Raw genomic sequence first — 23,172 nt, forward strand, 5'->3', positions numbered from 1 at the left:
TTCAGCAAACGATATATTTTAATGATGCAGCCGAATACTGATATTTACTTAACTATCAATGGATTATTAATTATGGCTTTATTGATAAATAAATATGAAGAATGGGGATATAAAGCAGAAAATAATAACGATTTAACATAGCAACAAACAAAAAAGCCGGCTTTCGCCAGCTTCTTTATCACTTCGAGGCCGCTTTCTCTTCGCCGACCAGTCCAATCTTCAGGTAACCCGCCTGATGCAGCGTGTCCATTACCTTCATCATGGTTTCATAATCAACGGTTTTATCCGCACGGAAGAAGACCGTGGTGTCCTTCTTACCGCCGGTAAGCTGCTCCAGGGCCGGGATGACCGAGTCGGCCGTCACCGGGTCGTTCCCAAGGAACATGGATTTATCCGCCTTCACCGACAGGTAGATAGGCTTCTCCGGGCGCGGCTGGGGCTGGCTGGAAGAGGCAGGCAGATTGACCTTCACATCCACCGTCGCCAGCGGCGCAGCCACCATGAAGATAATCAGCAGAACCAGCATAACGTCGATAAACGGCGTCACGTTGATTTCATGCATTTCGCCGTTATCGTCCAGATTTTCGTTTAGACGCATCGCCATACTATTAACCTGCGCGCAGTTTAGACGCCGCGTGCACCGGCTTAACCGAGCTGGCATTCAGGTCGAGATCGCGACTTTGCAGCAGCAGAACCTGCGCGGCAACGTCACCCAGCGTGGCTTTGTAGCTGCCAATCATACGCGCGAAGATGTTGTAGATAACCACCGCAGGGATAGCGGCAACCAGACCGATCGCCGTCGCCAGCAGCGCTTCCGCGATGCCTGGTGCAACCACCGCCAGGTTGGTGGTTTGGGTCTGCGCGATGCCGATGAAGCTGTTCATGATGCCCCAGACGGTACCGAACAGGCCGACGAACGGCGAGATCGCACCGATGGTCGCCAGATAGCCATTGCCGCGGCCCATGTGTCGGCCCACGGCCGCAACGCGACGCTCCAGGCGGAAACCGGTACGCTCTTTGATGCCTTCGTTATCTTCACTGCCAGCGGAGAGTTCCAGCTCGTTCTGTGCTTCATTAACTAACATGCTGGTCAGGCTTTTCGCGTGGAAGGATGAGGTCATATCAGAAGCCTGATCCAGAGAGCGGGCTTCAGCCAGCTGCTGCTGTTCGCGCTTAAGGCGACGCTTCTGCGAAAGCAGCTCGGCGCTTTTGCTGAAGAAGATAGCCCAGGTGACAACGGACGCCAGAATCAGGCCGATCATCACAATCTTAACCACGATGTCAGCATGCTGATACATGCCCCAAACGGAGAGATCCGTCTGCATCAAATTATTACCCACTCTGTATCTCCAGGACGCAAATCACAAAATCTGAGCGTAATAATATCAAAACGTCGTCGAATTGATAGTAGTTCTCATTAGTATTTGCATGGTGCCGTAATTTTCGCTCACTTTCCTTGCGCTTACGCAGTAAAAATTTCTTATGCGGTTTTTTGCTAATATTTTCTGCTTATTCGATAAGCCTCCGGGTGCAGTTTTTTCCAATCGTGGTAGTCTGGACGTCCAGACGTATAAAAAACAGGGTTAGCGAACATGACAAAAAAGCATCTTGATACCACGCTGGTACAGGCAGGACGCAGCAAAAAATATACTCAGGGATCGGTCAACAGCGTGATTCAACGAGCCTCCTCGCTGGTGTTTGATACCGTTGAGGAGAAAAAAATCGCCACGCGCAACCGCGCGAAAGGCGGGCTGTTTTATGGCCGTCGCGGCACGCTAACCCATTTTTCTCTGCAGGAGGCGATGTGCGAGCTGGAAGGCGGCGCGGGCTGCGCGCTGTTCCCGTGCGGGGCGGCTGCGGTCGCCAACACGATTCTGGCGTTTGTGGAACAGGGCGATCACATCCTGATGACCAACACCGCCTACGAGCCCAGCCAGGACTTCTGCACCAAAATTCTCAACAAGCTCGGCGTAACGACCGGCTGGTTCGACCCGCTGATTGGTGAAGGCATTGCCGAACTTATTCAGCCAAACACGCGCATTGTGTTCCTGGAATCTCCGGGGTCACTCACCATGGAAGTTCACGACGTGCCGGCTATCGTGAAAGCCGTACGCAGCAAAGCGCCGGATGCGATTATCATGATCGACAACACCTGGGCGGCAGGCGTGCTGTTTAAGGCGCTGGAATTCGACATTGATATCTCGATTCAGGCGGCGACGAAGTACCTGATAGGCCACTCTGACGGCATGATTGGCACTGCGGTCTCCAACGCGCGCTGCTGGGATCAGCTGCGTGAAAATGCCTACCTGATGGGCCAGATGGTGGACGCAGACACGGCCTACATGACCAGCCGCGGTATCCGCACGCTGGGCGTTCGCCTGCGTCAGCACCATGAAAGCAGCCTGAAGGTGGCCGAATGGCTGGCGCAGCATCCGCTGGTTGAGCGCGTTAATCACCCCGCGCTGCCGGGCAGTAAAGGCCACGAATTCTGGCAGCGTGACTTTACGGGCAGCAGCGGTCTGTTCTCGTTCGTGCTGAAAAAACGGCTGAATAACGACGAGCTGGCGAGCTATCTGGATAATTTTACCCTCTTCAGCATGGCCTACTCCTGGGGCGGTTTTGAATCCCTGATCCTGCCTAACCAGCCGGAACAGGTTGCGGCTCTGCGCCCCGGCGGAGAAGTGGACTTCAGCGGTACCCTGATTCGACTGCATATCGGTTTAGAAAATGTTGACGATCTGATTGCCGATTTAGCAGCAGGGTTCGAGCGTATCGTGTAGAGTGCTGGCTGAAAATGTACTCCCTGGACGCATTTGTGGACACCGCAAGCAGAAAAGTCTGCATGAGTTGCGCCCGGGATCAAACCCGACGGGCGAATAAGGGAGTACAATAGCGCTATATCTGCTGCTCCACAGGAAAGTCCATGGCTGTTATTCAAGATATTATCGCGGCGCTCTGGCATCACGACTTTGCCGCGCTGGCGGATCCTCACGTCGTCGGTATCGTTTACCTCGTGATGTTCGCAACTCTGTTTCTGGAAAATGGATTACTGCCAGCCTCTTTTTTACCCGGTGACAGCCTGCTTTTACTTGCCGGGGCGTTAATCGGGAAAGGCGTCATGGACTTCACGTCAACGATGGTTATTCTCACCTCCGCAGCCAGCCTGGGCTGCTGGTTGAGCTATCTGCAGGGCCGCTGGCTGGGGAATACCCGCGTCGTGAAGGGCTGGCTGGCGCAGCTACCGCATAAATATCATCAGCGTGCGACCTGCATGTTTGACCGGCACGGCCTGCTGGCGCTGCTGGCCGGGCGTTTCCTGGCGTTTGTTCGCACCCTTCTGCCTACGATGGCGGGCATTTCCGGTCTGTCGAACCGCCGCTTCCAGTTCTTCAACTGGCTGAGCGCCCTGCTGTGGGTGGGTGTAGTCACCACGCTCGGCTACGCGCTGAATATGATCCCCTTTGTGAAACACCACGAAGATCAGGTGATGACCTTCCTGATGGTGCTGCCGATGTTCCTGCTGGTGGCGGGACTGGTGGGGACTATTGCGGTAGTGATTAAGAAGAAGTACTGCAGCGCATAATTCAACAAAGCCGGGTGGCGCTATCGCTTACCCGGCCTACATTTCCCGTCAGGCTCCCTGCATCGTTCGGATGCGTGATGCATCTTCTCCCGGCGTAACGCCGAAATAGCGCTTAAACTCCCGACTGAACTGCGACGCGCTTTCGTAACCCACCCGCATTGCCGCCGCGCTGGCCTTCATGCCGTCGTGGATCATCAGCATCCGCGCCTTATGCAAACGGTAGGTTTTGAGGTACTGCAGCGGCGAGGTGCTGGTCACCGATTTAAAATTATGGTGAAACGCCGAGACGCTCATGTTCGCTTCCGCCGCCAGCTGGTCGACGCTGAGGTTTTCCGTGTACTGGCTTTCGATACGCTTGAGCACGCGGCTTATCAGGCTGAAGTGGGTCTGTCGGCTCACCAGGGCCAGCAACGCCCCGCCCCCCGGGCCCAGCAGCACATGGTAGAGAATTTCGCGGATAATCTGCTTGCCCAGAATGCGCGCGTCCAGCGGCCTCTCCATCACGTCCAGCAGACGCTCAATGGCGCAGAGGATATCTTCCGACAGCGTCGCCGAGTTAATCCCGCTCGACGCCATCGAAGGCTGGAAGAACTCGTCTTCACCTATCTCCATCAGCAGCTCCTGCAGCTGAAGAATATCGACGTTGACGCGAATACCGGCCAGCGGAACGGCCTCTGTCGCGAAGGTTTCACATTCGAAGGGTAAAGGTACCGTCAGAAGCAGGTATTCATTGGTGTCGTAGCGGAACACGCGCTCGTTGATATAGCCAATTTTATGGCCCGAGAAGAGAAAAACGATGCCCGGCTGGTACATGACCGGCGTGCGCGTTCCGGGCTGCGTGCCGTAGAGCAGGCGAATGTCAGGAAGTAGGCCACTGACGCCATTTTCGTTATCTATCAGTCTTTTAATCTGCGTAGTGAGCTGATGGCAGATCGCTTCACGGTTCATATTACGTTACTCCGGGTACGGTTTCCGACGTTGACAGTGTGCGTGCTTTTCCGCGCTTTCTCCAGCGCTCTGTAGAAATGGGCAAGACATCGGCAGGAATGTGCATTGAGAGCCTGGCCCCGGAAAGCCACAATGTGCAGCATCAGGTAGCCCTCTGCGCCACCACGGTTTTTCACCCACTAAAGGGAACGAGCAATGAACAACTTTAATCTTCACACCCCAACCCGCATCCTGTTTGGTAAAGACGCCATCGCCGATCTGCGCGCGCAGATCCCTGCTGACGCCCGCGTGCTGATCACCTACGGTGGCGGCAGCGTGAAAAAAACCGGCGTGCTGGATCGGGTTTATAGCGCGCTGGACGGTCTGGACGTACGTGAGTTTGGCGGCATCGAGCCAAACCCGTCTTACGAAACGCTGATGAACGCGGTGAAAATCGCCCGCGAAGAAAACATCACCTTCCTGCTGGCCGTCGGCGGCGGCTCCGTGCTGGACGGCACCAAATTCATCGCGGCGGCAGCGCACTACGCTGACGGCATCGATCCGTGGCACATCCTGGAAACCCGCGGCAGCGACATTAAAAGCGCCATCCCGATGGGCTCCGTGCTGACCCTGCCAGCGACCGGCTCTGAATCCAACAAGGGAGCGGTGATCTCCCGTAAAACCACCGGCGACAAACAGGCCTTCATGAACGAACACGTTCAGCCTGTATTCGCCATTCTGGACCCGGTTTACACCTACACCCTGCCTGCGCGTCAGGTAGCGAACGGCGTGGTCGACGCCTTTGTTCATACCGTTGAGCAGTACGTAACATATCCGGTGAATGCCAAAATTCAGGATCGCTTCGCGGAAGGCATTCTGCTGACGCTCGTCGAAGACGGCCCGAAAGCGCTGCAAGAGCCGGAAAACTACGACGTTCGCGCCAACGTAATGTGGGCCGCAACGCAGGCGCTGAACGGCCTGATCGGGGCTGGCGTGCCGCAGGACTGGGCAACCCACATGCTGGGCCACGAGCTGACGGCAATGCACGGTCTGGACCACGCTCAGACGCTGGCCGTTGTGCTGCCCGCCCTGTGGAACGAAAAACGCGACACCAAGCGCGCCAAGCTGCTGCAGTACGCTGAACGCGTGTGGAACATCACCGAGGGTTCTGACGATGCGCGTATTGATGCCGCCATCGAAGCAACCCGCAGCTTCTTTGAAGGTCTGGGCGTGCCAACGCGTCTGTCCGGCTACGGTCTGGACGGCAGCTCCATCCCTGCCCTGCTGGCAAAACTTGAAGAGCACGGCATGACCCACCTGGGCGAGCACGGCGACATTACGCTGGACGTGAGCCGTCGCATCTACGAAGCGGCGCGTTAAGCGTTTTTGCCCTCCCGACTTTCGTTTTTTGACATTTCGTCCAGACTTAATGCACACCCCATCGCCGGAGGAACCCTCCGGCGATGCGCACCTGAAGGAGGAAAAATGGCAAACCAAACCGTAATCAAGCTGCAGGACGGCAACGTGATGCCCCAGCTGGGGCTAGGTGTATGGAAAGCCGGTAACGACGAGGTCGTCTCCGCCATTCATAAAGCCCTGGAAGTCGGCTATCGGTCCATTGATACCGCTGCCGCATACAAAAACGAGGACGGCGTGGGTAAGGCACTGGCCAGCGCTGGCGTCCCCCGCGATGAGTTATTCATCACCACGAAACTGTGGAACGACGATCAAAAACGCCCCCGCGAAGCCCTGCAGGAGAGTCTGGAAAAGCTCCAGCTCGATTTCGTCGATCTCTGGCTGATGCACTGGCCGGTTCCGGCTATCGATCACTACGTTGATGCCTGGAAAGGGATGATTGAACTGCAAAAAGAGGGGCTGGTGAAAAGCATCGGCGTCTGTAATTTCCAGGTTCATCACCTGCAGCGGCTGATTGACGAGACGGGAGTTGCGCCGGTGATTAATCAGATCGAGCTGCACCCGCTGATGCAGCAGCGCCAGCTTCATGCCTGGAACGCCACGCATAAAATCCAGACCGAGTCCTGGAGCCCGCTGGCGCAGGGCGGCGAAGGGGTGTTTGATCAAAAGATTATCCGTGAGCTAGCGGATAAATACGGTAAAACCCCGGCGCAGATCGTCATTCGCTGGCATCTGGACAACGGCCTGGTGGTCATTCCGAAATCGGTCACGCCATCGCGCATCGCCGAGAACTTCGACGTCTGGGATTTCCGACTGGATAAAGATGAGCTGGGTGAGATTGCGAAGCTGGATAAAGGCAAGCGGCTTGGGCCGGACCCGGACCAGTTTGGCGGTTAATACCTAAAACGAGCCCGGTCTTCCGCCGGGCTCGTTTTAATCTATAAACCGGACTGACATCTCGCTTCTCCGGGAAGGTCAGGCAATATGCAAATAACGTTATACGCTTTCCCTTCAAGGTGATGTGGCCCACCGAGACCGCCGCCTGCTTCTGCTTCATATTCCTTTCCGTTGACGCTTATCTGGAGCGGGGTGTGATAAATCCAGTCCATCGGACCTATTGGCAGAAAAAAGATCCACTCATGCTGGCTCTGAAAAGCAAAACGACCGTTTTCGTCAGAAAGCGTCTGCTTCCTCTCTAATATTATTTTTGCGTCCGGGACTGGCTTACCTGCGCTGTCGATTAGACGTCCTTCCACTTCTGGCTGTGTCTGGCGGTGCATTACACAACCGCATAGCGTCAGGCCAATCAGCATCGCTCCTGTTAACTTCCTTATTTTCATTTTGGGCCTCATACCCTTATGCAGAAAAAAGCCGGGTGGCGGCTTCGCCTTACCCGGCCTACGCGCCGACCTGTAGGCCCGGTAAGCGCAGCGCCACCGGGCATTGTTACAGGTTTAACCGATCTTACGTTTTACGTTTTACGTTCTTCTTCGTTCCCGCCCCACCGTTCGAACGCTGATGCACAATCGGCGTGTGCTTGGTCAGCGCCGGGCGCGTATTGCGGTTCTGGCGACGCGCTTCGCGCATCTCATCCAGCGTCGGGGCCGGTACCAGGCAGTCGCGGCGCGAGCCGATCAGGTGTTTTTTACCCATATCTTCCAGCGCCTGACGGATCAGCGGCCAGTTTTTCGGATCGTGATAACGCAGCAGCGCCTTATGCAGACGGCGCTGTTTATCCCCTTTCGGCACCACCACCTCTTCACTCTTATAGCCAATCTTACTCAGCGGGTTCTTGCCGGTGTAATACATGGTCGTCGAGTTGGCGAGCGGTGACGGATAGAAGTTCTGCACCTGATCCAGGCGGAAGCGGCGCTGCTTCAGCCACAGCGCCAGGTTCACCATGTCTTCATCGCGCGTGCCCGGGTGGGCGGAGATGAAGTACGGGATCAGATACTGCTCTTTGCCCGCCTGCTTCGAATAGGTGTCGAACAGCTCTTTAAAGCGATCGTAGCTGCCCATGCCCGGCTTCATCATTTTCGACAGCGGGCCTTCCTCGGTGTGCTCCGGCGCAATCTTCAGATAGCCGCCGACGTGGTGCGTCGCCAGCTCTTTGATGTAGCGCGGATCTTCCACGGCGATGTCGTAACGCACCCCGGAAGCGATGAGGATCTTCTTGATGCCCTTCAGGTCACGCGCGCGGCGATAGAGGTTAATCGTCGGCTCGTGGTTGGTGTCCATGTGCTCGCAAATGCTCGGATAGACGCAGGAGAGGCGACGGCAGGTTCGCTCCGCGCGCGGCGACTTGCAGCGCAGCATGTACATGTTCGCGGTTGGACCGCCGAGGTCGGAAATCACGCCGGTAAAGCCCGGCACCGAGTCGCGAATCGCTTCGATCTCATTGATGATCGAATCTTCAGAGCGGCTCTGGATAATACGGCCTTCGTGTTCGGTAATAGAGCAGAACGAGCACCCGCCGAAGCAGCCGCGCATGATGTTGATCGAGAAGCGGATCATCTCGTACGCCGGGATACGGGCGTTGCCGTACGCCGGGTGCGGCACGCGCTTGTACGGCAGCGCAAAGACGCTGTCCATCTCTTCGGTGGAGAGCGGGATCGCCGGCGGGTTGATCCAGATAAAGCGCTCGCCGTGCTTCTGCATCAACGCGCGGGCGCAGCCCGGGTTGGTTTCATGGTGCAGAATACGGGACGCGTGCGCGTAGAGCACCTTGTCGGCTTTCACCTTCTCGTAGGTCGGCAGCAGCACGTAGGTCTTTTCCCACGGCTTCGGGCGCGGCGGCTGCACGACGATAGCCTTCGCTTCCGCTTTTTTCGGCTCAACCGGCTTGTTATCGGCACACGGCAAATCTTCGCCGTACGGGTGCGGGATCGGGTCGATTTTGCCCGGCATATCAATGATGCGGGAATCCACCCCGCTCCAGCCCGGCAGCGCCTCTTTCACCATGATGGCGGTATTGCGCACGTCGCGGATGCTGCTCACCGGTTCACCCTGCGACAGACGGTGCGCCACTTCCACCAGCGGACGCTCGCCGTTACCGTAAATCAGCATGTCGGCTTTGGAATCCACCAGCACCGAGCGGCGAACGGTATCTGACCAGTAGTCGTAGTGCGCGGTACGGCGCAGGCTCGCCTCGATACCGCCCAGGATCACCGGCACGTCTTTCCAGGCTTCTTTACAGCGCTGGGTATAGACCAGGGTCGCGCGGTCGGGGCGTTTACCCGCCACGTTATCCGGCGTGTAGGCGTCGTCATGGCGCAGCTTACGGTCGGCGGTATAGCGGTTGATCATCGAGTCCATGTTGCCTGCGGTGACGCCGAAGAACAGGTTGGGTTTACCCAGACGCATAAAGTCGTCTTTGCTGTTCCAGTCAGGCTGGGAGATGATCCCCACGCGGAAGCCCTGCGCTTCAAGCATACGGCCACAGATGGCCATACCGAAGCTCGGATGGTCAACGTAGGCATCGCCCGTGACCAAAATGATGTCGCAGCTGTCCCAGCCCAGTTGGTCCATCTCTTCACGGGACATCGGCAGGAACGGCGCCGGTCCAAAGCAGGCCGCCCAGTACTGGGGCCAGGAGAAGAGGTCACGATCCGGCTGGATCAGGGAAATTGCGCTCATAATACTTCCGAAGAAAAAATAGACAAAAGGAGCGGGATTATACGCTGGATCAATGTGGGAAATGAAGGGGTATTTATTGCCCGGTGGCGCTACGCTTACCGGGCCTACGGGCCTGTAGGTCGGGTAAGGCGAAGCCGCCACCCGACTCGTTTTACGGTGCCGGATTCACCAGCATCTGCCCCACGGAGCCCCTGTCCATCATCTCCAGCGTCTGGCTGTGGAACAAGAACGGGAAGTGCGGCCACGAAGGCTGACCATAGTAGACGAGCAGTTCAACCTGACCGTCCACCCAGACGGTATCTTTCCAGCCGCGATCTTCCGGGAACGGCATTGCGCCGTTGACGTTGCGGATCAGGAATGACACCCCTTCAATATGGAACGACTGCGGCATATCTGAACGGACCGTCCAGCGCTCCCAGGTGCCCTGCTGCGCGGTAATGTCGATGCGGTTGACGTCCCACAGCGCGCCGTTGATGCCCGGATCGTCGCCCAGGCTGATATCACGGCTGCGTACCGGCGAGCCGCTCATGATCTCCTGCGGCAGCAGACGCATTGGCAGGCTATCGGTCACCAGCGGCAGCAGACCGGTTGGACGCAGGGTCAGCACCAGGGTCGAGACAAGAATGCTCGACGGTTCAAAGAACCCGCGAATACGGTCAACAATGCTCGCCGCTTCGCCGCAGGTCAGCGACACTTCATCCCCGTTGGTCATATCCACGAGAATTTCGCGACGTTCACCCGGCGAGAGCGCCAGCTGTTTTACGGAAACCGGCGCCGGTAAAAAGCCCTGGTCACCGGAGATCACGTGCAGCGGACGACCATCGCTCATTTGCAGCTGATAGCGGCGCGAGTTGGAGGCGTTGAGCAGGCGCAGGCGCACCCAGCCGCGCGATACTTCGACATACGGACTTTGCGCGCCGTTGACCAACAGCGTATCGCCGACGAAGCCGCCGCTGCCCGGCTCGCTGTATTCCGGCGTACCGAAATTATCCAGACGTTTGTCCTGGATGATAATGGGGAAGTCGTCCACGCCGTAGTGGTTCGGGATCGGCAGGGATTTGCTGACCTCATCTTCCACCAGCCACATTCCGGCCAGGCCGTTATAGACCTGCTGCGCCGTGCGGTTAGGCGTGTTGGCGTGATACCACAGGGTGGCCGCGCTCTGGCGAATCGGCAGAACGGGCGCCCAGTCGGCGCTGGGTGACATCATTCGCGCCGCGCCGCCAATCAACGGGCCAGGCACCTGTAGGCCGCTGATGGTCATGGCGACATTTTCAGGAGTACGGTTACTGTAGATGAGCTTAACGTCATCGCCATTCCACACGCGTATGGTCGGCCCAAGATAACGTCCGTTAATGCCCCAGACCGGCGCACGCGTCCCCTGGGTGAAGGACCAGTGGCTGCGCTGCAGCGTCAGGAAAAGCGGCTGACCGCGACGAGATTCAATTAATGGCGGAATGGGCAGCGGCTGTTGCTGCCCGGCGGCGCTGGCTGTCAGCGGCATCGCACCCGCACAAAGGGCGATCCCTGAAGCCTGAATAAACTGACGCCGACTGAGTGACATATAAGCTCCATCTGAAACGACTAACAACGCGGGAATTCGTTTTCCCTTCAACGCCGGATTAAATCTTACCGGCGGCTTCTCTCTCTGCGACTTCTTTGTCGAGCTGCGCAATATGCTGAGCCATCAGCTCACGGCAGTGCGCTGCCAGCTCGCGCACCTGGTCTTTACCGTATTTGCTGGTATCGACAGGGGGCAGCATTTCGACAATCACCAGCCCGTTATTCAGGCGGTTAAGATTAATCTTATTCGAAGTATTGGAAACGCACACAGGAATAATTGGAACACCTGCCGCAATTGCGGCATGAAACGCACCGGTTTTAAACGGCAGCAGGCCGCGGCCGCGGCTGCGCGTTCCTTCCGGGAACATCCAGATTGAGATTCTGCGCTTTTTAAAATGATTCACCACTTCCGCAATGGTGCTGTGCGCTTTTGCACGGTTGTTACGGTCGATCAGCAGGTTACCGGTCAGCCAGTACAGCAGGCCAAAAAACGGGATCCACAGCAGGCTTTTTTTCCCCACCGTCACGGTCGGTGGCAAAACGATATTTGCGGCGGTCACCATATCGTAATTGTTCTGATGGTTAGCGATATAGATGGCGTTACCGAAATTCTCCGCCCCTTCAGGCAGACGTTTTTCAACCTTCAGACCAAACAGCGGCGCAAGGCGACCGAACATATGGCCGAAGGTGGCAACATGCTTAGGATTTCGCGGGCTGAACAGGCAATAGATGCAGCCGAAAATACAGACCAGAATGCAGTAGATAACGGTAAGAATAAGACGAACAATATATAGCATAGCGACCTCTGAAGCCCCAACAGCTGACAATTATACTTCACCTGTGGCCAGGTAAGGACTTTATTACGAGCGCGTATTGTTAATCGCAACGCACGAATTAACAACGATTTTACGGGAAATTTTATTGAAATTCCCCCTCCGGGCAGAGGGGGATATCACGACATTACTCTTCGCTGTCACCCGCAGCGCTGCGTGCAGGAGAGTCAATCTCCACGCGGTCGATGCGCTGCAGGCCGCGCATCAGCGAGCCGCGGCGACCGCGCTCACCCACCACTTTCTGCAGCTCTTCCGGACGAAGCTTGATCTTACGCTTGCCGACGTGAATGGTCAGCGTGCTCTGCGGCGGCAGGAGGAAGAGGTGCGCCAGGCCATCTTCGCCTTTCGCGGCTTCCGCCGACGGGATGTTGATGATCTTGTTGCCCTTGCCTTTCGACAGCTCCGGCAGATCGCTGACCGGGAACATCAGCATACGTCCGGCGGTGGTGATCGCCAGCAGCATGTCGCTTTCGTTCTCAATCACCAGCGGCGCCATTACGTGGGCGTTGTCCGGCAGGCTGATCAGCGCCTTACCGGCACGGTTACGGGAGACCAGGTCGTTGAAGGTACAGATAAAGCCGTAGCCCGCATCGGACGCCAGCAGCAGCTTCTGCTCATCGGCTTCCATCAGCATATGGTCGACCGTCGCACCCGGCGGCAGCGTCAGCTTGCCGGTGAGCGGTTCGCCCTGCCCGCGCGCGGAAGGCAGCGTGATCGGGTCGATGGCGTAGCTGCGGCCGGTGGAGTCGATAAACGCCACCGGCTGGTTGCTCTTACCTTTCACCGCCGCTTTGAAGCTGTCGCCCGCTTTGTAGCTCAGCCCCGGCGCGTCGATATCGTGGCCTTTGGCGCTACGCACCCAGCCGCTCTGCGACAGAACAATGGTCACCGGCTCGGACGGCTGCATGTCGTGTTCGTTCATCGCCTTCGCTTCTTCGCGCTCGTGCAGCGGAGAACGACGGTCGTCGCCGAAGGCGTCTGCATCGGCCTGCAGCTCTTTCTTCAGCAGGGTGTTCATCTTGCGCTCGGACGCGAGGATCGCCTGCAGCTGATCGCGCTCTTTTTCCAGCTCGTTCTGCTCGCCGCGGATCTTCATCTCTTCCAGTTTGGCGAGATGGCGCAGCTTCAGTTCGAGGATCGCTTCGGCCTGGGTTTCGCTGATGCCAAAGCGCGACATCAGCGCCGGCTTCGGCTCGTCCTCGGTACGGATGATCTCAATCACTTCATCGATATTGAGGAACGCCACCAGCAAACCTTCGAGGATATGCAGGCGCTTAAGCACTTTCTCCAGACGGTAATTCAGACGACGGCGTACCGTATCGCGGCGGAACGTCAGCCATTCGGTGAGGATCTCCAGCAGGTTTTTCACCGCCGGGCGTCCGTCGAGGCCAATCATATTCAGGTTGATGCGGTAGCTTTTTTCCAGATCGGTGGTGGCGAACAGGTGGTTCATCACCTGCTCCATGTCCACGCGGTTCGAGCGCGGTACGATCACCAGACGGGTCGGGTTCTCGTGGTCGGATTCGTCGCGCAGGTCGTCCACCATCGGCAGCTTTTTATTGCGCATCTGGGAGGCGATCTGCTCCAGCACTTTGGCACCGGAAACCTGATGCGGCAGCGCGGTGATGACGACTGCGCCGTCCTCTTTGTTCCACACCGCGCGCATGCGCACGGAGCCGCGACCGTTCTGGTAGATTTTGCGGATTTCCGCGCGCGAGGTGATGATTTCGGCTTCGGTCGGGTAGTCCGGCCCCTGCACGATATCCAGCAGCTCGTCCAGCGAGGTTTTCGGCTGCTCGATCAGGGTGATGGCGGCTTTCGCCACTTCACGCAGGTTGTGCGGCGGAATGTCCGTCGCCATACCGACCGCGATACCGGTGGTGCCGTTCAGCAGGATGTTCGGCAGACGCGCAGGCAGCATCTTCGGCTCCTGCATCGTACCGTCGAAGTTTGGCACCCAGTCAACGGTTCCCTGACCCAGTTCGCCCAGCAGCACTTCGGCATATTTAGAGAGACGGGATTCGGTATAACGCATCGCGGCGAAGGATTTTGGATCGTCCGGCGCACCCCAGTTCCCCTGACCATCCACCAGCGGGTAGCGGTAAGAGAACGGCTGCGCCATCAGCACCATCGCTTCATAACAGGCGCTGTCGCCGTGCGGATGGTATTTACCCAGCACGTCACCGACGGTACGGGCGGATTTCTTGAACTTGGCGCTGGCGCTCAACCCCAGCTCGGACATCGCATAGACGATGCGGCGCTGAACGGGCTTCAGGCCATCTCCGATAAACGGCAACGCCCTGTCCATGATGACGTACATGGAGTAGTTCAGGTAGGCGTTTTCCGTGAATTCATGTAGCGCGAGGCGCTCTGCCATATCGCTCATTACGTGTGATTCCTCAACTCAGAAACCGAAGGGTTTCAGGCAATATTGCCGCAGATACTACCTTATCTGGCGAGTTGAGTCACAAAGAAAAAGGGCCGCACAGGCGGCCCTTTTCGGGTTATTTGTTCAGCTTAATAACCTGCTTCACGTCGATTTCAAAATCGTTCCACTCTTTATCGACTTTACCCTGCAGTTCAACTTTATCCTGCGGGGTGACGGTCACACCGTTCCAGCGCTTGTGGTCAATCTCCACGTTGACCGTGCCGGTCTCATCGCGGAAGGTGTAGCGGTCATCGGACAGGCGCTCGGTAATGTTCCCGCGCAGCTTCACCCAGGCATCGTCCTTCAGGTCTTTCACTTTTGCCGCGGTGGTGAGGTTGGCGTTGTTATCGACAAAACCGCCCTGCTGAGTTTGCGTCTGGGTCTGTGTGGCCGATGGGCCAGTAAAACCGCCCTGAGCAGCAAAGACCGGCGCGGTGGTCATCATCATGATGGCAGCAATTGCAGCGAATTTTTTCATCTTCATCTCTCCCTTTAATGTCGTTTCGCAATCCATTTAACAGGGTAATCCTTAACAACTTCTTAAGGGAAAAATTTATTTATTATTGCTGTACAGCAGGCGCTTGCAGAGGGTTTACTGACGGCATCAAGGAGGGAATATGCGCATTTTACTGGTAGAAGACGACAGGTTAATCGGCGACGGTATCAAGGCGGGGTTAAGCAAAATGGGCTTTAGCGTGGACTGGTTTACCGACGGAAAAACCGGTCAGGCCGCGCTCGCTTCTGCGCCCTATGATGCCGTGGTGCTGGATCTGACGCTGCCGGAAATTGACGGTCTGGAGATCCTGCGCGCGTGGCGCGAAAGCGGGCGCAGCGAGCCGGTATTAATTCTGACGGCGCGGGATGCGCTGAACCAGCGCGTCGAGGGGCTGCGTCTGGGCGCGGATGATTATCTCTGTAAGCCGTTCGCGCTGATTGAAGTGGGTGCCCGCCTGGAAGCGCTGGTCCGCCGCAGCCACGGGCAGGCGCGTAGCGAGCTACGTCACGGGAAGGTCACGCTCGATCCGACCCGTCTCGTCGCCACGCTAGAGGGTGAGCCGCTGACGCTCAAGCCGAAAGAGTTCGCGCTGCTGGAGCTGTTAATGCGTAACGCGGGCCGGGTGCTGCCGCGAAAGCTGATCGAGGAAAAGCTTTATACCTGGGACGACGACGTCTCCAGCAACGCCATCGAGGTTCACGTCCATCATTTGCGCCGCAAGCTTGGCAGCGAGTTTATCCGCACCGTGCACGGCATCGGCTACACACTGGGTGACGCATGAAGCTGACGCAACGCCTGAGCCTGAAGCTGCGCCTGACGCTTCTCTTTTTACTCCTGTCTCTGACGGCCTGGTTTGCCGCCAGCGTTGTCGCCTGGCAGCAGACGACCCACAAGCTCGACAAGCTGTTCGATACCCAGCAGATGCTGTTTGCTAAACGGCTGCTGACGATGGATCTGGACGAGATCCGCGCCCCCGAACGCATGCGCGAGATCCCGAAAAAAGTGAAGCATGGTCGTCTGGACGATGACGCGCTGGCTTTCGCCATTTACGCCGTCGACGGCAAAATGATCCTCAACGACGGTGAAAACGGGCGCGATATCCCGTACCACTATCGCCGCGACGGGTTCGATAACGGGCAGCTGCAGGGCGACAACGATGAGTGGCGTTTTTTATGGCTGACTTCACCCGACGGGAAGTACCGCGTGGTGGTCGGCCAGGAGTGGGAGTACCGTCAGGAGATGGCGCTGGACGTGGTCAGCTCGCAGCTTACGCCGTGGCTGGTGGCGCTACCCGTAATGCTGCTGTTGCTGATCCTGCTGTTGAGCCGCGAACTGAAGCCGCTGAAAAAGCTGGCGCAGACCCTGCGCTCCCGCTCGCCGGATGCCACCGATAACCTGCCGACGGAGGGTGTCCCTACTGAAGTGCGCCCCCTGCTCGACGCGCTGAATCATCTCTTCGCGCGCACCCAGGAGATGATGACCCGCGAGCGCCGCTTTACGTCCGATGCCGCCCACGAGTTACGCAGCCCGCTGGCGGCCCTGAAGGTGCAAACTGACGTGGCGCAGCTCTCTCATGACGATCCGCAGGCGCGGGAAAAGGCGCTGACGCAGCTGCATGCGGGCATCGACCGCGCTTCCCGGCTGGTGGATCAGCTCCTCACGCTGTCGCGTCTGGACTCGCTGGATAACCTTGACGATGTCGAACCGATTATCCTGGCCGACTTGCTGCAGTCGGCCGTGCTGGATATCTGGCATCCGGCGCAGCAGGCGGGCACTGATGTTCGCCTGAACATCCATGCACCAGAGCTTACACGCACGGGCCAGCAGCTGCTCCTGAGCCTGCTGGTGCGCAACCTGCTGGATAACGCGATTCGCTACAGCCCGCGCGGCAGCGTGGTGGACGTGACGCTGGACGCGCGTAGCTTTACCGTGCGCGACAACGGTCCCGGCATTTCACCGGACGCGCTGGCGCGCATCGGCGAGCGCTTTTATCGTCCGCCGGGTCAGGATGCGACGGGCAGCGGGCTGGGATTATCCATCGTAAAACGCATCGCCGCCCTGCACGGGATGCGCGTTTCGCTGAGCAATGCCCCTGAAGGCGGTTTTGAAGCGAAGGTCAGCTGGTAAGGGATTATTGCGTTTAATGCAAAAGACTTTGCACATTTTGCTCATTTTACCGCACCGTCCTCGCGCGTAGAATACTCACCATACTCTCATCATCGAGGACAACTCATGAGCAACATTCTGATTATCAACGGTGCAAAAGAATTTGCGCACTCTAAAGGCCAGCTGAATGACACCCTGACCGAGGTCGCGGACGGTTTCCTGCGCGACGCCGGGCATGATGTTAAGGTCGTGCGTGCAGACAGCAACTACGACGTGAAAACCGAAGTGCAGAACTTCCTGTGGGCTGACGTGGTGATCTGGCAAATGCCAGGCTGGTGGATGGGCGCGCCGTGGACCGTGAAAAAATACATGGACGACGTGTTCACCGAAGGTCACGGCTCACTGTATGCCAGCGATGGCCGCACCCGCTCTGACGCCTCCAAAAAATACGGCTCGGGCGGCCTGATTCAGGGCAAAAAATATATGCTCTCCCTGACCTGGAACGCGCCAATGGAAGCCTTCACCGAGAAAGATCAGTTCTTCGAAGGCGTTGGCGTTGACGGCGCATATCTGCCGTTCCACAAGGCTAACCAGTTCCTGGGCATGGATCCGCTGCCGACCTTTATCGTCAACGACGTGATTAAAATGCCTGACGTCCCGAGCTATATCGCAGAATATCGCAAGCATCTCGCGGAAATTTTTGCTTAACTGGTAGCCTGGAATTAAAGGAGTAGTAAACATGCTTACCGTTATCGCAGAAATCCGTACTCGTCCAGGTCAACATCACCGTCAGGCGGTGCTGGATCAGTTCGCGAAAATTATCCCGACCGTACTGAAAGAAGAAGGCTGCCACGGCTACGCGCCGATGGTGGATGCCGCCACTGACGCCAGCTTCCAGGCGACCGCGCCAGACTCGATCATCATGGTTGAGCAGTGGGAAACCGTCGCGCATCTTGAAGCGCACCTGCAGACCCCGCACATGAAAGCGTGGAGCGACGCGGTGAAGGGTGACGTGCTGGAAACCCACATCCGTATTCTGGAGCAAGGAGTTTAAGTTCGTGGAATTTGCCGGGTGGCACTGCGTTTACCCGGCCTACAAAACCTGAACCGTAGGCCCGGTAAGCGCTAGCGCCACCGGGCTTTGTTTTAGCTGCTTTTCTTCCCCGGTTTTAACCCACGATGTAACTCGTTGATGCGCTTCATTGACTTGATGGTGCGCTGCGGCTCGGTGGAGGCCACGGATAAAATAATCATCTCCAGACACAGCAGCACCGTGCCGTGGAGCGGGATTTTGCCCTTTTCACCGCCGCGCGGAACGTGGATCACCACGCTGGCCTCCTTGCTGAAGCGTGAGTCAAGGGCGTTGGTCAGCAGGATGGTGGGAATGCCCAGACGTTTTGCTTCACGCAGCGTGGTTTGCCCCTCCCGGTGCGCGGATTTCTGCGCCATCATCACCAGCACGTCGCCGCGCTGAAGCGCGATCAGCTGCTCGGCAAGCCCTATTCCGGTACGGTTAAGCGGCGTGGCGGGTAACCCCATGCGGCTGAACAGCCTGGCGGTGTACTCGGCCAGAATACCGGAGGCGCCAATGCCAAATATGGCGACCTGCCTCGCCTGCGCCAGCAGAGAGACCGCCTGGGCCATCGCGTAGCGGTTGTGCGGCTCGGATAATACCTCGCAGGTGTGTTGATGCCCCTCCAGCACGAAATCAATGCTCGCGTTGACGTCGCTGGCGAGCGTATTCACCGTCGTGGACATCTTTTCGCTGGAGGTGACCACCGGACCAAACCACTGCTCCAGCGTCTGCTTGAGATCGCGCAGCCCGGCGAAACCCAGCGCCTGAATGGCGCGGACTACCGTGGCGTCCGAGGTTTTCAACCCCGCCGCAATCTCCATTGCGGTCTGCTCCATCACCGCTTCGCGGTTGTCATGGATATAGCGTGCAACCTGCAGCAGACGCGGCGTCAGCTGATGCGCGCGCGCGCGAAAGCGGTCGCCGTAGACATCCACGCGCCCTTTCTCTTTGCGGATCACCGTGTCGCCTCCGGCAGTGGACGCCCGGCAATCTGGGACTGCACCTGCGCGGCCATCAGCCCTAAAGATGCGAACGAATTCGAGATGGCCTCTTCACGCGAGATCAGCACGTAGTGCCCGGTTCGACAGGCATTCAGGAACTGACACCAGCCCGGCATGACCGCATCCATCGCCGCCAGCTCGTCCTGCGGTTTACCGCCCGTATCTCCGCGCCAGGTGGCGAAGACGAAATCGGCATCCAGCTCCGGCAGACGCTCGGCGCTGACGTCAATCCGCCCCCCTTCCGGAATAGACTCAATCAGCGGCGGGAAGGTGAACCCGGCATCACGCAGCACGCGGCCCAGCGAGTGGTAGCTGTGCATGGCGTTAATCTTTCCCTGATTCGCCTGAATCACGGACACGGTCACCTTGCGGGTATCAATAGTCGCCTTCAGCGCCTTAATCTGCTCCTGATAGCGCCGCTCCAGAACCTTGAGCCGCGCCTGCGTTCCCGTCAGCTGAGCCAGCTTGCGGTAGATCTCCGGCGCGCCGCCGTCGAGATGATCGATGCTTACCGTAGGGGCAATTTTTTCCAGCTGTTCCACCGGGGTGTTGCGGGTCGGCTCGGTAACAATCAGGTCAGGCTTTGCGGCGGCGATGGCTTCAATGTCGATATCGGCCGTGCCGATAAACGTAATGTCGGAATTATCGAAGTCGACGCCGGTCAACATGCCGCTGGAGCGCAGAAAGTGGCTGCCGTCCGGCCGCGTGCGGCCATGGCTTGCCACCGGCGGCACGCCTAGCTCAATCAGCGGAATGGTAATATCCAGATCGTGTAAGGAGACAATCCGTTTCGGATGAGCCGGCACCACCACTTTTCGGTTCAGATCGTCAGTAAACGTCTGCGTCGGCTCCGCCGCACTCACCGCGAACCCCACCAGCAACAGCATCGAAAACACTACGCGCATTATAGTCCCCTAAAATCTGTCCCGACGCTGCCAGAGCAGCAGCAGGAAAAACGGTCCGCCAATCAATGAAATCACAATTCCCGCCGGCAGCTGCAGCGGGAGGAATGCCAGACGTCCGACGTTATCCGCCAGCAGCACCAGCAGCGCGCCCAGCGCGGCGCTTCCCGTCAGGAGCGCGGTTTGCCCACCGCGCAGCAGCAGGCGCGCCATATGCGGAGCAATCAGCCCGACGAAGCCAATACTGCCCACGCAGGAGACGCAGGCCGCCGTCAGCACCACCGGGGCAAGAACCCGCAGCAGCGCCAGCCGGGTTGTGCGTACGCCAAGGCCCGCGGCGGCCTGATTGCCGAGCAACGCCACGTCCGCTGCCCGCGCGGTAAACAGCAGCAGCGCAAACGCAGGGGCAGCCCAGAGCGCGGCTAACCCCACCAGCGTCCAGTTTGCCGCATGCAGGCTTCCCGCCAGCCACAGCATCGCCGTCTGCACGTCCCGCACGTCCGCCGTGGTCATAAAGACGCCCATTGCCGCGGCAAAGGCCCATGACACGCCGATGCCGATCAGGATAAATCGCGGACGCGAGATATCGCGCGCCAGGGCGATGACCAGCAGCGCGGTAAGCAGCCCGCCGGCCATGCCGACCAGCGGACGCCAGGCCAGGCCCAGCGCCGGGAACTGAAAAATCAGCAGCAGTACCGCCGCGCTACAGCCCTCCTTCACGCCGATAAGCCCGGGGTCAGCCAGGCCATTGCGGGTGATGGACTGCATTGCCGCCCCCGCCATACCGAGCATCGCCCCGCACAGCACCGCCATCAGCAGGCGCGGCAGGCGGATATCCATCAGGATGTAGCGCGTCTCCGCCGTCAGACTCTCAGGAGAAAACAGCGCGCGCCCGATGTCGGAGGTGGGAATGGGCAGTGAACCGTGCGTCAGGCCAAAGCCCAGCAGGCTTAGCGCCACCAGCGCTATAAGGGTCAGGCACGCCAGCGCCCGCGGGTGAACCAGCGCCGATAAACGGCCAATTCGGATCGCGCGGAATCCCGCCCGGTTCATTTGAACATCCTCGATGCCATAAAGATGAACACGGGCGCGCCAACCTGGGCCGTCATAATGCCGGTTGCCAGCTCCCAGGGCGTAAACAGCGTGCGGGCGGCGATATCCGCCAGCAGCAGAACCAGCGCACCACACAGGGCAGAAAGCGGCACCATCACCCGTAAATCGACCGACACCAGACGGCGAATGAGCTGCGGCACGACCAGGCCGATAAAACCAATCGGCCCGGCGACAGAGACGGCCGCGCCGCAGAGCAGCGCGATGGCCAGCAGGGCGAGCAGGCGAGTTTTCAGCAGCGACACGCCAAGCCCCTGCGCCATCCGGTCTCCCAGCGCCAGCATGTTGAGCGAGGGCGACAGTCCGATAGCGAGAACAAAACCGGCTGCTGCAGCCCAAAGGGCGCTCTGGAGCGTCTGCACGCTGACCCCGGCCAGGTCCCCTGCCAGCCAGGTGCGCATGGCGAGCAGCGTCTGTTCATCGAGGATTAACACCGCGGCGGTAATCGACGAGGCAAACGCCGACATCGCCACGCCGCACAGCGTGACCTTCATCGGCGTAAGCCCGGTGCGGCCGGACGAGGAAAACATCAGCACCAGCAAAAACAGCGCGGCGGCACCGGCGGCGGCAACGAGCGGGCGACCAAACGGCAGCGACAGCCCAAGCGCGCTGGTAATCACTACCGCCAGCGCGGCCCCGGCGTTGAGCCCCAGAATATGCGGCTCGCCGAGCGGGTTGCGGATCACGGACTGCAGCAGCACGCCCGCCACGCCGAGCGAGGCGCCCGTTACCATCGCGGCGCAGAGGCGCAGCAGTCGTAATTTGATAATGACGCTATGGTCGAAATTGCGCGGGTCGAAATGAAAGAATGCCTCCAACACCGTCTGCGGGGCGATAAAGCGTGCGCCGATGCCCAGGTGCATAATCGCCCCCAGTACCAGCAGCAATGCAAAGATCGGGAAAGCCAGAGAGGAGCGCATCATGGCTGAACCGTGCCCTGGCGAAACGGCATAAAGAACGGCTTGCCGGTCAACGGGTTTATGGACATATGCACGTCCACATCAAACACCGCTTTGATCAGCTCCGGCGTGCAGGCATCGCCTTCATGCAATACGCCTTCAACTTTCCCCTGGCGTAAAAAGACCAGCGAATCGCCGTAGTTCACGGCGAAGTTGAGATCGTGCAGCACCACCACCACGGTACGCCCGTGCTGGCGGGTCAGGGTGTGCAGCAGTTCCAGGATCTCCACCTGATAGCGGAGATCGAGAAACGTCGTGGGCTCGTCAAGCAGGATATACGGCGTTTGCTGCGCCAGCGCCATGGCGATCCAGCAGCGCTGACGCTGGCCGCCGGACAAGCTTTCCACCGGCATATGGGCAAATTCTGCCGTACCGGTCAGGCGCAGGGCCTCTTCCACCGCCAGTTCGTCCTCGTCGCTCCACTGACGCATAAAGTTCTGCCAGGGAAAACGCCCGCGCGAGACCAGCTCAAAGACGGTTAACCCTTCCGGCAGCAGCGGAGACTGCGGCAGGATACCCAGCTCGCGGGCGACCGCTTTGGTCGGCTGCTCGTGTATCGCCTTGCCGTCGAGAACTGCCGCGCCGCCAAGCGGCTGGAGCAAACGCGCAATTGTGCTCAACAGCGTGGATTTCCCACAGCCGTTCGCCCCTACCAGCACCGTCATTTTCTGCGGAGGGATGGCAAGAGAGATATCATCAACGATGATTTTTTTCTGATAGCCCGCAGAGAGGTTCTCCAGAACCAGTCCCGGTTGTTTTGTGTTGTGAGCCACGTGAACGCCAACGTAATGAAAAACCAACAAATAAAAATAAAACTCATTCTCTTTTGAGAGTTTGACGCTGCGCCATGTAGTAGTCAAGAGAAGAAACACCCTGAAAAAACCAGGGGTAAGCCAGAGGGATGACGAACGTGGAATAGCTTACAAAAAGTTTAATTTCAACAAGTTAATTATTATCCCGCTGCGCTTATACGTAGGGTTAAACGCTGTAGTTGATTTTTTCTATTTTCCATTTACTACTACATTCGCACGTGATTGAATGATTCTCAATTACATGTTCGATGCCCGCCGTGGCTAACGGACAGACCGTAAAAGGGCAATGACTCACACATTTTTCCGCGAAACGTCATTCGCGGGA

General features: G+C 58.3%; 22 protein-coding genes. 8 read left to right on the forward strand and 14 right to left on the reverse strand.

Translation table 11 applies throughout. From position 1 onward, the window contains the following. Nucleotides 1–178 precede the first annotated feature (178 nt). Together exbD and exbB are read right to left on the reverse strand one after the other, a co-directional pair. Complete coding sequence (gene exbD, locus KIF87_RS19340) at nt 179–604, reverse strand: TonB system transport protein ExbD (protein ID WP_023309173.1); 426 nt, start codon at nt 602–604, stop codon at nt 179–181. 4 nt (nt 605–608) lie between these two features. Further along, nucleotides 609–1,340 (reverse strand): tol-pal system-associated acyl-CoA thioesterase, encoded by a 732-nt coding sequence (gene exbB / locus KIF87_RS19345; protein WP_213330215.1) that lies wholly within the window; start codon nt 1,338–1,340, stop codon nt 609–611. Nucleotides 1,341–1,592: 252 nt separating this feature from the next. On the opposite strand from exbB, the gene metC reads away from it, so the two are divergent. Then, the gene (metC, locus tag KIF87_RS19350; protein WP_213330217.1) at nt 1,593–2,780 is read left to right on the forward strand and encodes a cystathionine beta-lyase; all 1,188 of its coding nucleotides are present in this window, start codon (nt 1,593–1,595) and stop codon (nt 2,778–2,780) included. A 143-nt stretch (nt 2,781–2,923) separates the two neighbouring features. Further along, on the forward strand, nt 2,924–3,583 hold the full coding sequence (gene yghB, locus KIF87_RS19355) for a DedA family general envelope maintenance protein YghB (RefSeq protein ID WP_063145578.1): 660 nt from the start codon (nt 2,924–2,926) through the stop codon (nt 3,581–3,583). 48 nt (nt 3,584–3,631) lie between these two features. Here yghB and KIF87_RS19360 read toward each other — a convergent pair whose 3' ends face one another. After that, nucleotides 3,632–4,531, reverse strand: a complete 900-nt coding sequence (locus KIF87_RS19360) for an AraC family transcriptional regulator (protein ID WP_213330218.1) — start codon at nt 4,529–4,531, stop codon at nt 3,632–3,634. Nucleotides 4,532–4,726: 195 nt separating this feature from the next. Between KIF87_RS19360 and yqhD the strand changes: the two genes are divergently transcribed. Further along, complete coding sequence (yqhD, locus tag KIF87_RS19365) at nt 4,727–5,890, forward strand: alcohol dehydrogenase (RefSeq protein WP_213330220.1); 1,164 nt, start codon at nt 4,727–4,729, stop codon at nt 5,888–5,890. Between the two features lie 105 nt (nt 5,891–5,995). Further along, complete coding sequence (gene dkgA, locus KIF87_RS19370; RefSeq protein ID WP_063145581.1) at nt 5,996–6,823, forward strand: 2,5-didehydrogluconate reductase DkgA; 828 nt, start codon at nt 5,996–5,998, stop codon at nt 6,821–6,823. A 41-nt stretch (nt 6,824–6,864) separates the two neighbouring features. Here dkgA and KIF87_RS19375 read toward each other — a convergent pair whose 3' ends face one another. From KIF87_RS19375 to KIF87_RS19400, 6 genes are all read right to left on the reverse strand, one after another. Further along, nucleotides 6,865–7,239 (reverse strand): transthyretin-like family protein, encoded by a 375-nt coding sequence (locus tag KIF87_RS19375; RefSeq protein WP_249665976.1) that lies wholly within the window; start codon nt 7,237–7,239, stop codon nt 6,865–6,867. A gap of 151 nt (nt 7,240–7,390) precedes the next feature. Further along, nucleotides 7,391–9,562 carry a YgiQ family radical SAM protein gene (locus KIF87_RS19380; protein ID WP_249665977.1) on the reverse strand — a complete coding sequence of 724 codons (2,172 nt, stop codon included), beginning with the start codon at nt 9,560–9,562 and terminating at the stop codon, nt 7,391–7,393. A gap of 151 nt (nt 9,563–9,713) precedes the next feature. Continuing rightward, entirely contained in the window at nt 9,714–11,126 is a 1,413-nt protein-coding gene (ftsP, locus tag KIF87_RS19385; protein ID WP_032659948.1) for a cell division protein FtsP, read from the reverse strand. Between the two features lie 58 nt (nt 11,127–11,184). Further along, nucleotides 11,185–11,922, reverse strand: a complete 738-nt coding sequence (gene plsC, locus KIF87_RS19390; protein ID WP_063145584.1) for a 1-acylglycerol-3-phosphate O-acyltransferase — start codon at nt 11,920–11,922, stop codon at nt 11,185–11,187. Between the two features lie 163 nt (nt 11,923–12,085). Then, entirely contained in the window at nt 12,086–14,344 is a 2,259-nt protein-coding gene (parC, locus tag KIF87_RS19395; protein ID WP_193940470.1) for a DNA topoisomerase IV subunit A, read from the reverse strand. Between the two features lie 118 nt (nt 14,345–14,462). Continuing rightward, complete coding sequence (locus KIF87_RS19400) at nt 14,463–14,864, reverse strand: YgiW/YdeI family stress tolerance OB fold protein (RefSeq protein WP_193940471.1); 402 nt, start codon at nt 14,862–14,864, stop codon at nt 14,463–14,465. A 139-nt stretch (nt 14,865–15,003) separates the two neighbouring features. Between KIF87_RS19400 and qseB the strand changes: the two genes are divergently transcribed. The 4 genes from qseB (at nt 15,004) to KIF87_RS19420 (ending at nt 18,042) form a co-directional block, all read left to right on the forward strand. Continuing rightward, nucleotides 15,004–15,663 carry a quorum sensing response regulator transcription factor QseB gene (gene qseB, locus KIF87_RS19405; protein ID WP_193940472.1) on the forward strand — a complete coding sequence of 220 codons (660 nt, stop codon included), beginning with the start codon at nt 15,004–15,006 and terminating at the stop codon, nt 15,661–15,663. Then, nucleotides 15,660–17,009: a quorum sensing histidine kinase QseC gene (qseC, locus tag KIF87_RS19410; RefSeq protein WP_213330224.1), complete on the forward strand. Its 1,350-nt coding sequence runs from the start codon at nt 15,660–15,662 to the stop codon at nt 17,007–17,009. The genes qseB and qseC overlap by 4 nt, the downstream gene beginning before the upstream one ends. A 105-nt stretch (nt 17,010–17,114) precedes the next feature. Continuing rightward, nucleotides 17,115–17,696: an NAD(P)H-dependent oxidoreductase gene (locus KIF87_RS19415; protein WP_213330226.1), complete on the forward strand. Its 582-nt coding sequence runs from the start codon at nt 17,115–17,117 to the stop codon at nt 17,694–17,696. 31 nt (nt 17,697–17,727) lie between these two features. After that, nucleotides 17,728–18,042 (forward strand): putative quinol monooxygenase, encoded by a 315-nt coding sequence (locus KIF87_RS19420; RefSeq protein WP_032640570.1) that lies wholly within the window; start codon nt 17,728–17,730, stop codon nt 18,040–18,042. A 92-nt stretch (nt 18,043–18,134) separates the two neighbouring features. On the opposite strand, the gene KIF87_RS19425 is transcribed toward KIF87_RS19420, so the two are convergent. Genes KIF87_RS19425 through KIF87_RS19445 form a run of 5 tightly spaced genes read right to left on the reverse strand, consistent with a single transcriptional unit; the run spans nt 18,135 to nt 22,808 of the window. Further along, nucleotides 18,135–19,022: a MurR/RpiR family transcriptional regulator gene (locus KIF87_RS19425; protein WP_032659930.1), complete on the reverse strand. Its 888-nt coding sequence runs from the start codon at nt 19,020–19,022 to the stop codon at nt 18,135–18,137. Continuing rightward, nucleotides 19,019–19,969, reverse strand: coding sequence for an iron-siderophore ABC transporter substrate-binding protein (locus KIF87_RS19430; protein WP_213330228.1), 951 nt, complete (start codon nt 19,967–19,969; stop codon nt 19,019–19,021). The genes KIF87_RS19425 and KIF87_RS19430 overlap by 4 nt, the downstream gene beginning before the upstream one ends. Nucleotides 19,970–19,978: 9 nt before the next feature. After that, nucleotides 19,979–21,019, reverse strand: a complete 1,041-nt coding sequence (locus KIF87_RS19435; RefSeq protein ID WP_213330230.1) for a FecCD family ABC transporter permease — start codon at nt 21,017–21,019, stop codon at nt 19,979–19,981. Beyond that, entirely contained in the window at nt 21,016–21,999 is a 984-nt protein-coding gene (locus KIF87_RS19440; protein ID WP_213330232.1) for a FecCD family ABC transporter permease, read from the reverse strand. Before KIF87_RS19440 ends, KIF87_RS19435 begins: the two co-directional genes overlap by 4 nt. After that, the gene (locus tag KIF87_RS19445) at nt 21,996–22,808 is read right to left on the reverse strand and encodes an ABC transporter ATP-binding protein (RefSeq protein ID WP_213330234.1); all 813 of its coding nucleotides are present in this window, start codon (nt 22,806–22,808) and stop codon (nt 21,996–21,998) included. Before KIF87_RS19445 ends, KIF87_RS19440 begins: the two co-directional genes overlap by 4 nt. Between the last annotated feature and the right edge of the window lie 364 nt (nt 22,809–23,172).

This window comes from Enterobacter sp. 120016, assembly GCF_018383635.1.
GTDB lineage: Bacteria > Pseudomonadota > Gammaproteobacteria > Enterobacterales > Enterobacteriaceae > Enterobacter > Enterobacter asburiae_D.